A 12632-nucleotide genomic window follows, 5' to 3' on the forward strand; every position below is an offset into this window, starting at 1 on the left:
AAGCACCCGGAGCAATTTTGATTGCAAGTCGAGGTTCATGTCTCCTATCTCGTCAAGAAACAGTGTTCCCTTTATTTGCTTGTTCAAATTTTCCAGGCGTTGTTTTGACTGCTCCAGTAAACGCACCTTTTTCATAGCCAAATAATTCGGCTTCCATCAAATCACGAGGTATGGCAGCGCAGTTGACGGCTACAAATTTGCCCTTTCGGCGACTTACGTCGTGCACAGCTTTCTGCTACCAGCTTCTTTCCTACACCTGTTTCGCCTTGAATTATGACGGCAGCATGTCAGATGGTGCTACCAGCGATATTAGTTTTTTGAGGCGCATTGCCGCCTCTGAGCTACCAACTAATTTCGAATACATTGCAGACATTCAGTACACCGCGAATTTGGGCAATTCCTATGGTCATGCATAACATCATTACTGCATTCGTTGTAATACCTACAACTATTAACACAAGTTCTATCGTATTTACAAAACACTTTATTCATAAATGCTAATGAGATACAGTATAGGTGAGGTAAATTGCGTGTGGTTTGTAATAAGTAGAGGGCTGTCAATTGAAACGATTATTGGCCTCTATTGCACCTGCAAAAATTAAGCGGGCACTTTTCGAAGAAAAAGAAAAGTATGCCATTGCTTGATTATGATTTAACACGGTTCGATGAGCAGGATATAATTTTAGAGAGCGAAGCGCAAATTCAAGAATTTTTACCGGATATTCTGGGACAGGCACTGGCGCGTACTTGGGTTGATAAGAGGTTTTTAGATGCGTTTTATGATCAGCCCAAGGAGATCCTAGAGCGGGCAGGCGTCTTTCCTTCCCAAATCGATTTCCGTGGAGTTTATCAAGAATAGATAAAGAAAGGCCTAAGGTGATAGTTTATCAAAAAAAGGGATCGAAAAGTACACGGCTTCTAGAATTAAAATTAGTTATGGTTGCAGCGACATGATACGTATGGTTTGTGGTTTAGCCTTTCTGGTGATGATTGTTGTGACTACTGCGCGTGCGCAAACAGAAACAATTGAAGCCAATCCTGATATCTTTGTGAATGCAATCAATGCAATTGAAAAGAAAGACTTTCAAACTGCGGTAGAACTTTTCACCATTCTTGCTAACGAAGGCGAACCTACGTCTCAACATAATTTATCTATATTATATTTTAAGGGTCTTGGCAGCCCGGTAAGTTATAAGCGGGCGCTATATTGGGCGTGGCGTGCATCCTTAGGTGGTAGTGAACCGGCAATGGCTGTAGTTGATGATGTGCGAGATATAGTGACTGAGGACTTGATAGGGGTTGTAGCTCAAGAAATAGTTAGCGAGTTGACTGCTAAGGCAATGGATGGTGACACGGATGCCGCAGAAAGATTAGGCAAGACTTATTATAATCTATTTGTGGAGCCGGATCTAAAAATGGCTTACACGTGGCTGTTGATCTCGCAGGCCTTTGGTAATGAAAGTGTGAGCGACATGATATCGGAGTTAGAAGATTTAATAGCAATTGAAGATAAAATTACATATCAGGAAGAAGCGACCGAAACTTTTTATTAAAATACCTAAATAATTAATTTTTCGGGGTTATCTTGGATAGAAAGCTAAGTTTATCCGTTTCTTGGTTAATATGCTGTTCAATAATATCTATTTTTGATGTTAATTGAGTTAAAATAGATTTTATTTTTTCAGGATCTTCTAGCTGCAGCATTTTCAGGAATTTGAGCCATAGCATACTCATCTATAAGCGAATAAAAATCTTTAATTATTTGAGTCAAAAATGCTTCGTTAGCCCGAGACTCTATGTCTGGACTTGATAGTAACTCTCTCATTTGTTCCAGCTTATCTAGGAACAAATGGCTGTCGATATTCATGCTATCAGCTTCCAGCTTCCTGGAAGCTTTCAAACATTTTGGCTGTCACGATATCCAGGTCGATCGGATAACGTCCCTGTTCGACTTTAGTCTTTATTTCGTTTACTAATGAGCGGTCTACGGGGGGCCCATCGGCAAGTTTAGCAACCTGATCCTTAATTTTAAGATCTTGGCTGTCCAACTTATTTACTATTTCCTTAGGCGCCAAATCCGAGACTTTTTTGTCGGGTTGGATAGTCACTTTGTTACTATCGCCTAACTGAACGCCGGCGGCATTAACGTTATTACCTACAGAATTAATCATGGTAAGCACTCCTCTCGAGTCTCTTAACGACAAGGCATTAATTTATGTTAGCTAGCGGCGAAACTTTTTTTTCTGCGGTCACTATGGCTTTAAATTCTTTTAATGAAGATGAATTTCTAACCAAGACCATGTCACCTACTTTTCCGTCAGAAAGCGCCTCTCCATAGGTTACAATTCTTATTGCAGCTGATCCAGATATTATCAGAACCGCATCATTTTTATTGACTGCGTTCTTCGCCAATATGTGTCGAGCCTTTATAACGGTATCCCTAGACAAATTCCGTTTTGCTTTTTGACCAACGATATTATCGAGCGTCACGTATGCGCCCCGCGCAGTTTGAGAGTCAGCCCATTTCATCACGACATCAGCTGGTTCAATCACCTTACCTTTTGGGATATTAAGTTTTGTAAACACAATCTGCGCACTGTTTGAAAGATTATTATGCCTTAATTGTTCACTTTTTATTGCCCTGTCTTGCGTTCTAAAGGAAATAGACCAGCGAGCCGGCTCGCCGCATGACGCTTTGAGCGTGTGCCAGCTACTAGGGTTTTTTTGCGTTATCAATATTTTTTCATTACACGGAAAATAGGCGCGCTTTTCAGAAACCAAAATTTCATTGTATACGTCATTCTCAGCCAAATAGCTTTGGGCAATTTTTTTGATGTCTGCACCAAAAATCAACCTTTCCTCAGCGCAAAGCATTTGAGTATTCGTAGTAATCAGAAAAACGGTAAATATCTTGATAAATATTTGCATTAGTAACGTTCCAGCAATTTAATGCTTAATCCGTCAAAAGACTTTCCAGTTTTACCCTGTGTAAGTGCGTGCAGAGTTGTTGAAGTATTATTCATCTGCTTAACGGTGAAGTAGTATTGTTGAGTGCCAGACTGTAGAGAGCTAAAAATATCATCTGGCGACAACCCATCTTGCAGGCCATAATCGATCTCCAAATTTTTATTTTTAAGTTTTATTTTCCCACTAAAATCTATGCATTCTAAGTGCTGCAAAGTTTGAGTGATTGACTCCAATGCCAATTCAAAGACCGCCGCCTGAATACTTTCCGAGTCTCGTCGCCTAGAATTAGAGCCACTAACAAACATACCGCTTTTCTCAATCTCAATCTCTGTTTTAGATTCCGCTCCATTCAAAGCTTGAGATTTTCGGAATAATTCAGATTGAGCTTTCACTGACAAAACCTTTTTCCGTTGGAGAAGGTTAGTTGTCTTGACGTCTAGATCCAGTGAAAGTGTAAGCAAATAGTTTGGTGTCGACCTTACGGGTGCATTTTCATTTTCATATAGTGAATAGCTCGATGAGGTCGTGGAACGGTAAGGATTATTTTCTTGGAAGTTGAATTTGCTGTTGGTAGCCATCATCGCTTCTATTGTCTGCGTTAGTGACAGTTCATCAAATTGCACCCAGAATGGCAGTGATTTCTTTATGGAGAACCCCTGCCATTTAAAAGCTAGGTCAAGGTTATTTGGCTGACGACAGCTAATTTGGGTTTCATTTTGATTTTCTGGCAGGAGCAATATCTCAAGGCGCGCTGAAACTTTATCTCCATGGTCCTTTGTTGATAGCACTCGATAGCCAGCAATTTGTACATTCGATTGTGCAGAAATCTGATCAAATAACACCTTACCATTTTCTACTAGAGAAAAACTATCCAAAGACTGAGCACCGGTTTGCAGGACTAACTGCAGTGCGTTGGAAATGGCACGAGCTTCGTACACGCTATATGGGAAGCTCTGCAGTCTTGAGCGCAGTTCCCTCCGACTCTACGACGAAACGCTCGGCATGCGCCGAAGTCGAAAGTGCCATTAACACAAAACAAAAAAGTATTGGAAGGTTCTTCATCAAATGTTCATACCACTACAGTACACCACGTTTGTACAGTTTGATGAGGCGATCCACATGAGTTTGGCTAATTGATAGTTCGACAGAGTAAGTGTCTTGACCTGAGGGTTCAATCTTAACGGTTTCTGCTCCCATTATAGTGCCTCGAACTGCTGCGCTCATAACGTCCGAGGTTAGAATTGCTTCTGCAACGGTTGTCTGGCCATCTAATTGCACGCCATGTATCTGTTCGGTTAGGACACGATAAGCATCTAGTCTGGCCGCACGAATTGCCATTAGCCTGCGTTGGTTTAAATTTTTTGATTGTTGAACCGCTATTGATGAAAAGCCAACCGCTTTGATTGTCGGGGCAACGTAAGTTGGAGCGCTTGCAAGTGTGCTCTCTGCAAGGATCATTTGGGTGTTTTGAAGGCCAATCCGTTTTGACTTCAAAGTAGCCCTGGAGTGTTGAGAGTTATCTGTTGATGGTAAAAACGGAATTCCTGTGGTATCACAAGCTGATACGAAAATGCTAGTAGCTAAAATGCCAATAGTCATTGGAATAGTTGTTGAGCGCATTGTACATTCCTTTCAAAATATTCATCGTGCAAATCGTAGCAACAACTGTGCCAAAAAAAAAATCAAAAATTTTACCTTCAATTAAAGATAATCAAACGCATGATATTACGCGAAGAATCGCGGTATGGCACGTTTTATGCATATAGATAAACATCAAGCGCTGTTGGTGCCCGTTAATTAATAATTAACTCGTATTATCAGCGATTTAGTTTGTCATTAATTTGACGGTATTGAGGACGTTACACATGCAGCAGAGCCAGGCCATAGGGTTTTCAATGGGCGACATCAAAAAAATGTCAGGTTCATTGCTGCCCGTTGGCATTCTCGCTTTGGTTGGAATGCTTGTATTGCCATTGCCGGTCGCTTTGCTAGACATATTTTTTGTTTTTAACATCACGATTTCTCTACTCATCTTAATGGTTGCACTGCACACCCATCGCCCACTTGATTTTTCTTCTTTTCCAAATTTATTACTATTAGCAACTGTGTTGAGGCTAGGTTTAAACGTGGCCTCAACTAGGATAGTTTTGTCAGAGGGCCATAATGGGGCTGATGCGGCCGGTAAAGTTATCCAGGCTTTTGGAGAATTCATTGTGGCGGGCAATTATGCTGTCGGCCTGTTTGTATTTGCTATTCTGGTTATTATTAACCTAGTCGTGATCACAAAAGGTGCTGGGAGGGTGTCTGAAGTTTCAGCGAGATTCACGCTGGATGCTATGCCTGGAAAACAAATGGCGATTGATGCTGATCTCAATGCTGGAGTTCTGACCCCAGAAGAAGCGACAGATCGTCGAGCTGAGGTATCTAAAGAGGCAGATTTTTACGGCTCAATGGACGGTGCTTCCAAGTTTGTAAAAGGGGATGCAATTGCCGGCATACTGATCTTAGCAATTAATGTGGTTGGTGGCCTGATAATTGGAATTGCTCAACATGACTTAAACGTTGCCCAAGCAGCGGAATTTTACATTCTGCTTTCAATAGGAGACGGACTGGTAGCACAAATCCCGTCATTGTTACTTTCGATAGCGACAGCAATTATAGTCACTCGTGTGTCTTCGTCAGAAAACATGTCTGAACACATAACCCGTCAGGTGAACCTTTCAGCGGCTTGGCTGCCGACTTCTTTGGTGATGCTAGCATTAGGTTTGGTACCAGGCATGCCTAATATCTCTTTTTATTGGCTTTGCCGTAATCAGTGGGGTTCTTGCGTGGAATTCTCGAAGAACGGAAGTTTCTGCATTATCTGGTGAAGTGATTAGTGAAGACGATGAGGATTCAACCGAAAAGGTGGAATTTGGACTAGCAGACGTAAAAGATGCGGCAAAGATTTCTGTCAATATTGGTTATGGGCTGGTACCGCTCGTGGATGAAAGCAAAGCAGATAATTTGGTCCCTAAAGTTACTCGCTTGAGGAAAGAAATTTCTAAGGCACTGGGATTCATCGTTCCGGGGGTGAGAATTCGTGATGATCTAAACTTAGAGGGGTCTCAGTATCAGATAAAGATTGGCCAAAAAATTGTGGCGGATGACCTTATTTATGCGGATAAAAAATTAGCGATAGCCGGCGACAGTACTAATCTTGAGCTATCTGGTCTAAAGGTTAAGGAACCAGCTTTTGGTGTAGATGCATATTGGATTGATAAAGAACTTCAGGCTGATGCCGAAGCCAAAGGCTATGTGATTGTTGAGCCTGAAGATGTTTTAACAACTCACCTGAACCAGATTATTAATAGTTATGCATCAGATTTATTGGGCCAGGAAGAAGTCCAAGAGTTGTTGGATAATTTGAAAGTATCATATCCTAATTTAGTGGATACAGTAGTTCCCAAAGTGATGCCCCTTAATCAGGTTACGTCAGTCATGAAGTGCATACTTGAGGAAGGGGTGCCAATATCTGATTTGAGATTAATTCTTGAAAGTTTAAGCTCAATGAATATCCAAAAGATGGATAGTGATGACATAGCTGAGCGCATCCGCCCCAAATTAGTGCCGTTATTAATTCAAAAACTCTCTGAAATTCAGGGATACTATTCCGTTAATTACATTTTCTCCTGAACTTGAACAAATGATTTTGACCACTGTAAGGCAAAATCCTGACGAAAAAATGCTTTTGATTGAGGGAACTCTTGCTAAAAAAATACTTTCGAACCTTAATGATGCATCGGAAAAATTTAACAGCGAAGGAAAGCCCGTGTTTCTTATTGTTGCGCCGCAAATTCGTAAGCATGTGGCAAGGTTTGTTAGATCTCAATTGCCGTCGATAAATGTTTTGAGTTTCTTAGAATTACCTGAAGACCGAAGTGTAGAAATAGCATTCACAGTTGGAGGTTTTGATGCAATTGAGTAAGAGAGATAATATTATGTTGGAGTGTTCCTCATGCCAGAATTGAAAATTACCGCCGTGGATACTTCACTAGCAATGGATGAAGTGGAAAAAAAGCTCGGGCCTGATGCCCTTATTTTGTCTACTACACGCCGTGATGGAATGATAGAGATATTGGCGACAAATGAGCCAGACCAAATAGATGCGGCAAACTTAAAAGCCAAAGAAAAGGCGAAGGCTCGTCTGGAAAATAGGTTATTATCTGAAGAGCAAATCGAGGCTGCAAACTTAAAAGCAAAAGAAAAGGCTATGGCGCGTCAGGAAAGTAAGTTATTATCTGAGCCGCCCTATAGTAACACTACTGAAAAGTTTTCTGAACTCGTTGATGCTGAAGTATCTAAATATGAGAATAAATCAGATAACCAAGAGCCAATTGATTATAATGAACCAAACCGGTCTGCACTTGGTGAAAACAGGTCTGAAAAATCAGATCTTGCTATTGCATTCCAACAAAAGCTTAGTGAACTACAGTTTTTGGTGGACGAAACGATCGCTCTTGGTCAGCAAAGAGATACATCATTATCAATTAATGCAAAAATGAAAATGCTTGGCTTCAGCAATAGAACTGCAACTACCCTGATAGATAAAAACGAGCCAAATCTTGAATTACATGACCTGATGCGTCAATTCACTAGGCAAGTTGTCCAAGGGAAAAGTAAAGATTTTGATGCGAGCCAAATTATTTTAGTTTGCGGTGCTGAGCGATCTGGAAAAACGTTATTGTCTAAAAAACTCGCTAAATTTCTGCCAACGCATACAGCTGCACAGAATAGTACTCTTATTTTGCAAAATAATAGGGTCATCTCTGATCCTCTTTCAGGTGACCTAAATTCATTGTTCAAGTCTAGTTCGGATGCAAACGTAACTTCACTGTTTAGAAAAAGGCAAGATATTGCCTTAGATGGTAGCAGGCTAATAGTGGATTATGAGGGTCCGATGGATCTTTTGAATTCAGTTTTAATGAGGTTAGAAGCGCTGGAGCATAAGCCGCAGGTGAGCGTGATATACACACTTGAAGTGGGCAAAAGTTACGATGCAGTACGACAAGCTTTAGAAATATTGCAAATACCTAATTTGAGTGTCGCGCTCACAAAAATGGATTTGCTTGAAGTTTCAATTTCTGAATTGTCGGCGGTCTTTGATTTGGGAAGAAAAATTCAATTTTTTTCTGGTTTGAAGATTTTGGAAGATGGCCTTGATTTCGCGAAAATTTCTGTTGTCGAGGATTTTTTGCTGGATATTGTCAGACAGGACGGTTTGTAATCCAATGGTGAAGTCATTAGCTTTTGTCAGTGGTAAAGGAGGGGTGGGTAAGACCTGTCTTGCAGTAAATTCTGCTATAAATTTAGCTCTCATGGGGTTTAAGGTGGCGGTTTTGGACACCGACTTTGGATTATCAAATGCCAACATTATGATGGGTGTAAAGGCGGATAATACCATTTCTGACTTTTTATCAGGTAGTAATTCATTTGATGATATAATTTGTAATTCACATGGTGGCGTGAAACTTATTCCAGGTGGTTCTGGTACACTTGAGACATTAAACCTTGATACAGAGCAGCGTTGGAAAATTATTAGATCTCTTGATGTGCTGGAAAATGATCTTGATTATTTGATTGTGGATACGCCTGCTGGCGCGTCAAATTCTAGCATTGAATTTGCTGCAGCAGTAGACCAGGTCGTGATAACCGTGGTTGGTGAGCCAACCAGTTTTATGGATGCATATGCCTTTTTGAAAGCGCTACATATTGAGAAAGGGGTCAGCCGCTTTTCAATAATTATTAATATGGCAAAAAATGAAACATCTGCATTCAGAGATTTTAAAAGTTTTGAGAAAATAGTACTTAAATTTTTCCCGGTGCAATTAGCTTTCGCAGGTTGGATGCCTGGATCAAACGACGTTGTGCAGTCCATTATTGCGCGCAAACCGTTCATTCTTGATAAGAAGACCAAAAAACAAGTTGGAACATGCTTAGATGTAATTACAAATAATCTTAATAAGGTCCCAAAGCAAAAGAAGTCTGGCATTCATTTTTTTAGTTCAGAAACTGGATATTAAAAATGTCAAACCCGTATAATACCAAAGTTCCAGCTGACCGCCTGATTGAAAAAAATACTGGGCTAGTCAAAAAATACGCCTATTTTTATGCTGGACGGGTTCAAAAGGCTGCTGAAGTTGAGGATCTTTTGCAAGTGGGAATGATGGGTCTAATTGAGGCTGCTCACAAGTACGAGAATAGAGAAGGCGTTGCCTTTGAAAGCTACGCTCGAATGCGTATTAAAGGTTCGATAGTGGATTATCTTCGTAAGATATCTAACCTTTGCCGAACGACGGTCAAGCAAAAGCAAAATACTGATAAAGCGAAACGCATATTGGAACTAAAACTTGGCCGTATTCCTGATGCAGACGAAGTTGCTAAAGAACTAAAAATTACATCGGTTGAGTTGTCACGGTGGGAGCAAAATTTTGCAGCAAACCAGAACCAGAGTATTGATGAGGTAACAGAATTATACGGTGACTTTATTTTTTCTGTGGAGCCAAATGTTGAGGATAAAATATTCAATGGAGAGCTTAAGAAATATTTGCGACAAGCTATTGGACAGTTAACTAAACAACAGATTTTAGTTATCGAGCTTTATTATGTTAAAGAGTTAAATGTCTATGAAATTGCGGAAATCCTGTCTGTCAGTACCGGCCGAGTTTCTCAGATTAAATCGGCGGCTATAGCCGCACTGCGTGAAAAAATAGAATTGGAAATAGCTTGATGGAGGTCCTCCCGCTGACATCAATTTTTGAAAAATTGCAATTAACTGTCACAAGCGCTGAGATAGTTTTAACAAGCCTGAAAAATGATGCCGAAATAGTGCTTTCAAGCGAAATATCATCACTACCGACATATAATTGTAATATGGTCTTTAGGAAATCGGACTCAAACGACCCTATAATTGGACAAATGTGTTTTCGTTCTGTTCGACCTTTGGTTACGGCGGAAATATTTGTACATTATAAAAATTTTGAAAAATTAGAAAAAATATGCAGTGGTGGGGAACCCGTTCGGCCGATTTCTTTATACTTGAAAATTGCAAAAAGAAGAGAAATTAAGAATGGAGAGATTAAAATCGGAAACGAAGACTTTACCGTAGATATTTTTGACATTTCTTGGCGACGTCCACTATTTTAGTCACATTTTGAAGCTTTCCAATGCACATTTGTAGATTAATTTTTCTCCACTGCGGGTTTCGATCGCAGTTTGTTCATCTAAGTTAATTTTAAATTTTGATAGCTGGTGCTCAAAGTGAAAATTCTCACCGTCTAAATTTGTTATTTTAAATGTCGTAATTTCTTCATCAGGTTTTTCAAAATTTACAAACATATCGCTTTTTAATTTTTTATAAGTAATCTGGAAACTAACCTGCCCGTTTGCGCAGCTAATCAAATTACTTTCGAAGCGCGTATTTTTCGTCATAGAAATGAAGATATAAGCCAGCCCAACTAAGGTCAATAATATTAAGATGAAGTCTTTGCGCATTATTCAAAATACTTTGCTTTTTTATCTGAAACTAATTTATCGGCATCATCCTTGCTAACCGAAACGACCATGTCTTTTAGTAATTTTACACCATTATGAGTTGTTGTTTTGGTTATTGTTACCTGAACATCGCCATCGCCATCGCCATCGCCATCGCCATCGCCATCGCCATCGTCATCGTCATCAAACAGACCGTTAAGACCACTTGAATCATCGGCTTCGAAGTCGGAAAAAATATTTGTATTTTCTAATTCATTTAGTGAATACACGAATGGTTCGTGCATCATTGCGTAAACCTTGTTTCGAATAATCCAGCTTTTAGCAGATAATAGTGTCAGCCGCTTGGCACGATCTTTTTCCGTAGCTAGAGAATTTTTGATTTCATCTAGAGCTTGGTCAAAGGAGTAGTCTCCAAATTCAATTAAAATTTTATTGCGTGCCTTTAGCATTACCGCTGAGAGTGATTTATCGTTGTCCTCATTCATCTCTAGATCTCCACTGATTAGTTGGCACACTCCTTGCAACATCCACACCAAACGTAACATTGCAAGTGATGATCGTAAAATGAAGTCGATAGCAAATCATATACAGACGCATGCGGACGCATTAAATCTGCGATCCAAACGAAATGAAATTTTGGCATCCAATATTGTGAACTCTGCGACACCGAACTTTAAGGCTAGGGATATTGATTTTAATGAGGCTCTGCGGGCTCGAATGGATGTTGGGCCTGTAAATGTTTCTAATGAACGTCATTTTAAATTCTATACTGGAAGTGGTGATGAGGCGGCTCAATTTCGACAATCAGTAAACCCGTCTGTTGATGGTAACACTGTAGAGCTCCACGTTGAGCAGATGCAGTTTTCTGAAAATGTAATGCGATACCAAACCTCTTTGGAATTTTTAAACAGAAAATTCAGCGGCTTAATGTCGGCCATTAAAGGAGAATAAGCTTGTCGGATATTAAAAACATTTTCGACGTATCGCCGAGTAGGGGCATGTCCGCCCAGATGGTGCGTCTTAACACAGTCGCGAGTAATTTAGCCAACGCAAGAACTGTCGCGTCTTCTGATGCCGAAGCCTACAAAGCCAGTAAAGGCAGTGTTTAAATCAGTTTATGCAGATGATGTTCAAAAGACTGGTGTGTCTTCCGTTGACGTTGATGAAATTATTACAGTCGATCGGCCCGCTGAAAAGTCATATCAGCCTGGACATCCAAAGGCCGACAAAGATGGGTTCATATATACTGCAGCGGTGAACGTAGATGAAGAATTAGTAGAGATGCTAGAGGCGTCTCGGCAATACGAAAACAACGTAGAAATGGTCACAACGTTGCGTGGCTTGATGATGCGTACAATTAGCATGGGTAAGTGAGGTTAGAAACATTATGTCGTCAATTGATCCGTCTGCAGCTCAAACTGCGCTTTTCGAAAAATTAGGAATATCTAAAAACACAGACGCTAAACAAGGCAGCTCTGATACATTAGGGCAGTCAGATTTTTTAAAGCTGATGACCACTCAGTTGCAAAATCAGGACCCGTTTGCTCCAATGGATAATGGCGATTTTATTGCCCAAATGGCGCAATTCTCCACAGTGACAGGCATTGAAGAAGTTAATTCGTCATTGAAAACTCTTGTGGATAAGTTTGATCAGGGCCGTATTGCAACTGCTACAAACCTGTTAGGCCACTCAGTCTTGGTTCCAGGGAATGTATCCAGGCCCGACGAGAATGGTGAAGTGCATGGTGTATTAGATTTACCTCAGGCAACAAGCATAGCCAGGGTTGTGATAAGTGACGCTGACAGTGGGGAAGAACTCAATGTCATGGATTTAGGACCACAGGCTGCTGGTTTAGTTGGTTTTTCGTGGAAAAATATTCCTGAAGAAATCCAAAACTCTAATCGCCGCATTCAAATTAACGCCACCATAAACTTCGGTGAAGGTCCGCAGGAATTGAACCCATCTGTTTATGCACGAGTGTTGTCCGCTTCTATAGGGTCTGGGAATTCTGAAAGTGTTCTTATCGATGTTGAAGACTTCGGTGAAATGGACGTCAGCAACGCCGTCAACTTTAGATAAGTTAACTACCAAGGAGCATCTGGCTCCAAAAATAATTAGTTGGTTAGTTTTG

The 12632-nt window shown here is 40.4% G+C and carries 21 protein-coding genes; 13 read left to right on the forward strand and 8 right to left on the reverse strand.

All coding sequences use genetic code 11. From position 1 onward, the window contains the following. Nucleotides 1–52: 52 nt before the first annotated feature. Nucleotides 53–226 (reverse strand): sigma 54-interacting transcriptional regulator, encoded by a 174-nt coding sequence (locus ABLW18_RS04115; RefSeq protein WP_347823591.1) that lies wholly within the window; start codon nucleotides 224–226, stop codon nucleotides 53–55. Between the two features lie 405 nt (nucleotides 227–631). On the opposite strand from ABLW18_RS04115, the gene ABLW18_RS04120 reads away from it, so the two are divergent. Continuing rightward, the gene (locus ABLW18_RS04120) at nucleotides 632–859 is read left to right on the forward strand and encodes a hypothetical protein (protein WP_347823592.1); all 228 of its coding nucleotides are present in this window, start codon (nucleotides 632–634) and stop codon (nucleotides 857–859) included. Nucleotides 860–950: 91 nt separating this feature from the next. Further along, nucleotides 951–1553, forward strand: coding sequence for a tetratricopeptide repeat protein (locus ABLW18_RS04125; RefSeq protein ID WP_347823593.1), 603 nt, complete (start codon nucleotides 951–953; stop codon nucleotides 1551–1553). Between the two features lie 128 nt (nucleotides 1554–1681). On the opposite strand, the gene ABLW18_RS04130 is transcribed toward ABLW18_RS04125, so the two are convergent. The 5 genes from ABLW18_RS04130 to ABLW18_RS04150 form a co-directional block, all read right to left on the reverse strand. Further along, nucleotides 1682–1867: a hypothetical protein gene (locus tag ABLW18_RS04130; RefSeq protein ID WP_347823594.1), complete on the reverse strand. Its 186-nt coding sequence runs from the start codon at nucleotides 1865–1867 to the stop codon at nucleotides 1682–1684. A 4-nt stretch (nucleotides 1868–1871) separates the two neighbouring features. Beyond that, the gene (locus ABLW18_RS04135; RefSeq protein WP_347823595.1) at nucleotides 1872–2171 is read right to left on the reverse strand and encodes a flagellar biosynthesis anti-sigma factor FlgM; all 300 of its coding nucleotides are present in this window, start codon (nucleotides 2169–2171) and stop codon (nucleotides 1872–1874) included. 37 nt (nucleotides 2172–2208) lie between these two features. Continuing rightward, on the reverse strand, nucleotides 2209–2928 hold the full coding sequence (gene flgA / locus ABLW18_RS04140; protein WP_347823596.1) for a flagellar basal body P-ring formation chaperone FlgA: 720 nt from the start codon (nucleotides 2926–2928) through the stop codon (nucleotides 2209–2211). After that, nucleotides 2928–3905 (reverse strand): hypothetical protein, encoded by a 978-nt coding sequence (locus tag ABLW18_RS04145; protein WP_347823597.1) that lies wholly within the window; start codon nucleotides 3903–3905, stop codon nucleotides 2928–2930. Before ABLW18_RS04145 ends, flgA begins: the two co-directional genes overlap by 1 nt. Before the next feature lie 139 nt (nucleotides 3906–4044). Next, a complete protein-coding gene (locus ABLW18_RS04150) occupies nucleotides 4045–4587 on the reverse strand; it encodes an LPP20 family lipoprotein (RefSeq protein ID WP_347823598.1) in 543 nt (180 codons plus the stop codon). 245 nt (nucleotides 4588–4832) lie between these two features. Between ABLW18_RS04150 and ABLW18_RS04155 the strand changes: the two genes are divergently transcribed. Genes ABLW18_RS04155 through ABLW18_RS04185 form a run of 7 tightly spaced genes read left to right on the forward strand, consistent with a single transcriptional unit; the run spans nucleotide 4833 to nucleotide 10152 of the window. Then, nucleotides 4833–5837 carry an FHIPEP family type III secretion protein gene (locus ABLW18_RS04155; protein WP_347823599.1) on the forward strand — a complete coding sequence of 335 codons (1005 nt, stop codon included), beginning with the start codon at nucleotides 4833–4835 and terminating at the stop codon, nucleotides 5835–5837. Then, nucleotides 5779–6642 (forward strand): FHIPEP family type III secretion protein, encoded by an 864-nt coding sequence (locus ABLW18_RS04160; protein ID WP_347823820.1) that lies wholly within the window; start codon nucleotides 5779–5781, stop codon nucleotides 6640–6642. Before ABLW18_RS04155 ends, ABLW18_RS04160 begins: the two co-directional genes overlap by 59 nt. Before the next feature lie 10 nt (nucleotides 6643–6652). Then, nucleotides 6653–6934: an FHIPEP family type III secretion protein gene (locus ABLW18_RS04165; RefSeq protein ID WP_347823600.1), complete on the forward strand. Its 282-nt coding sequence runs from the start codon at nucleotides 6653–6655 to the stop codon at nucleotides 6932–6934. A 30-nt stretch (nucleotides 6935–6964) separates the two neighbouring features. Next, nucleotides 6965–8233: a hypothetical protein gene (locus ABLW18_RS04170; protein ID WP_347823601.1), complete on the forward strand. Its 1269-nt coding sequence runs from the start codon at nucleotides 6965–6967 to the stop codon at nucleotides 8231–8233. A 4-nt stretch (nucleotides 8234–8237) separates the two neighbouring features. Beyond that, nucleotides 8238–9029 carry a P-loop NTPase gene (locus ABLW18_RS04175; RefSeq protein ID WP_347823602.1) on the forward strand — a complete coding sequence of 264 codons (792 nt, stop codon included), beginning with the start codon at nucleotides 8238–8240 and terminating at the stop codon, nucleotides 9027–9029. A 2-nt stretch (nucleotides 9030–9031) separates the two neighbouring features. Further along, complete coding sequence (locus tag ABLW18_RS04180) at nucleotides 9032–9736, forward strand: sigma-70 family RNA polymerase sigma factor (protein WP_347823603.1); 705 nt, start codon at nucleotides 9032–9034, stop codon at nucleotides 9734–9736. Beyond that, nucleotides 9733–10152, forward strand: a complete 420-nt coding sequence (locus tag ABLW18_RS04185; protein ID WP_347823604.1) for a hypothetical protein — start codon at nucleotides 9733–9735, stop codon at nucleotides 10150–10152. The genes ABLW18_RS04180 and ABLW18_RS04185 overlap by 4 nt, the downstream gene beginning before the upstream one ends. Here ABLW18_RS04185 and ABLW18_RS04190 read toward each other — a convergent pair whose 3' ends face one another. Both ABLW18_RS04190 and ABLW18_RS04195 read right to left on the reverse strand, forming a co-directional pair. Continuing rightward, a complete protein-coding gene (locus ABLW18_RS04190; protein ID WP_347823605.1) occupies nucleotides 10153–10500 on the reverse strand; it encodes a hypothetical protein in 348 nt (115 codons plus the stop codon). It abuts the gene before it with no gap. Next, nucleotides 10500–10985, reverse strand: coding sequence for a hypothetical protein (locus ABLW18_RS04195; protein WP_347823606.1), 486 nt, complete (start codon nucleotides 10983–10985; stop codon nucleotides 10500–10502). Before ABLW18_RS04195 ends, ABLW18_RS04190 begins: the two co-directional genes overlap by 1 nt. Before the next feature lie 79 nt (nucleotides 10986–11064). On the opposite strand from ABLW18_RS04195, the gene flgB reads away from it, so the two are divergent. Genes flgB through ABLW18_RS04215 form a run of 4 tightly spaced genes read left to right on the forward strand, consistent with a single transcriptional unit; the run spans nucleotide 11065 to nucleotide 12580 of the window. Further along, nucleotides 11065–11451, forward strand: coding sequence for a flagellar basal body rod protein FlgB (gene flgB / locus ABLW18_RS04200; protein ID WP_347823607.1), 387 nt, complete (start codon nucleotides 11065–11067; stop codon nucleotides 11449–11451). A gap of 59 nt (nucleotides 11452–11510) precedes the next feature. Next, nucleotides 11511–11609 (forward strand): hypothetical protein, encoded by a 99-nt coding sequence (locus tag ABLW18_RS04205; protein ID WP_347823821.1) that lies wholly within the window; start codon nucleotides 11511–11513, stop codon nucleotides 11607–11609. Next, the gene (locus tag ABLW18_RS04210; RefSeq protein ID WP_347823608.1) at nucleotides 11572–11874 is read left to right on the forward strand and encodes a flagellar basal body rod C-terminal domain-containing protein; all 303 of its coding nucleotides are present in this window, start codon (nucleotides 11572–11574) and stop codon (nucleotides 11872–11874) included. The genes ABLW18_RS04205 and ABLW18_RS04210 overlap by 38 nt, the downstream gene beginning before the upstream one ends. A gap of 13 nt (nucleotides 11875–11887) precedes the next feature. Beyond that, nucleotides 11888–12580 (forward strand): flagellar hook capping FlgD N-terminal domain-containing protein, encoded by a 693-nt coding sequence (locus tag ABLW18_RS04215; RefSeq protein ID WP_347823609.1) that lies wholly within the window; start codon nucleotides 11888–11890, stop codon nucleotides 12578–12580. Nucleotides 12581–12632 lie beyond the last annotated feature (52 nt).

This window comes from uncultured Planktomarina sp. (assembly GCA_943788425.1).
In the GTDB taxonomy this organism is placed as follows: domain Bacteria; phylum Pseudomonadota; class Alphaproteobacteria; order Rhodobacterales; family Rhodobacteraceae; genus Planktomarina.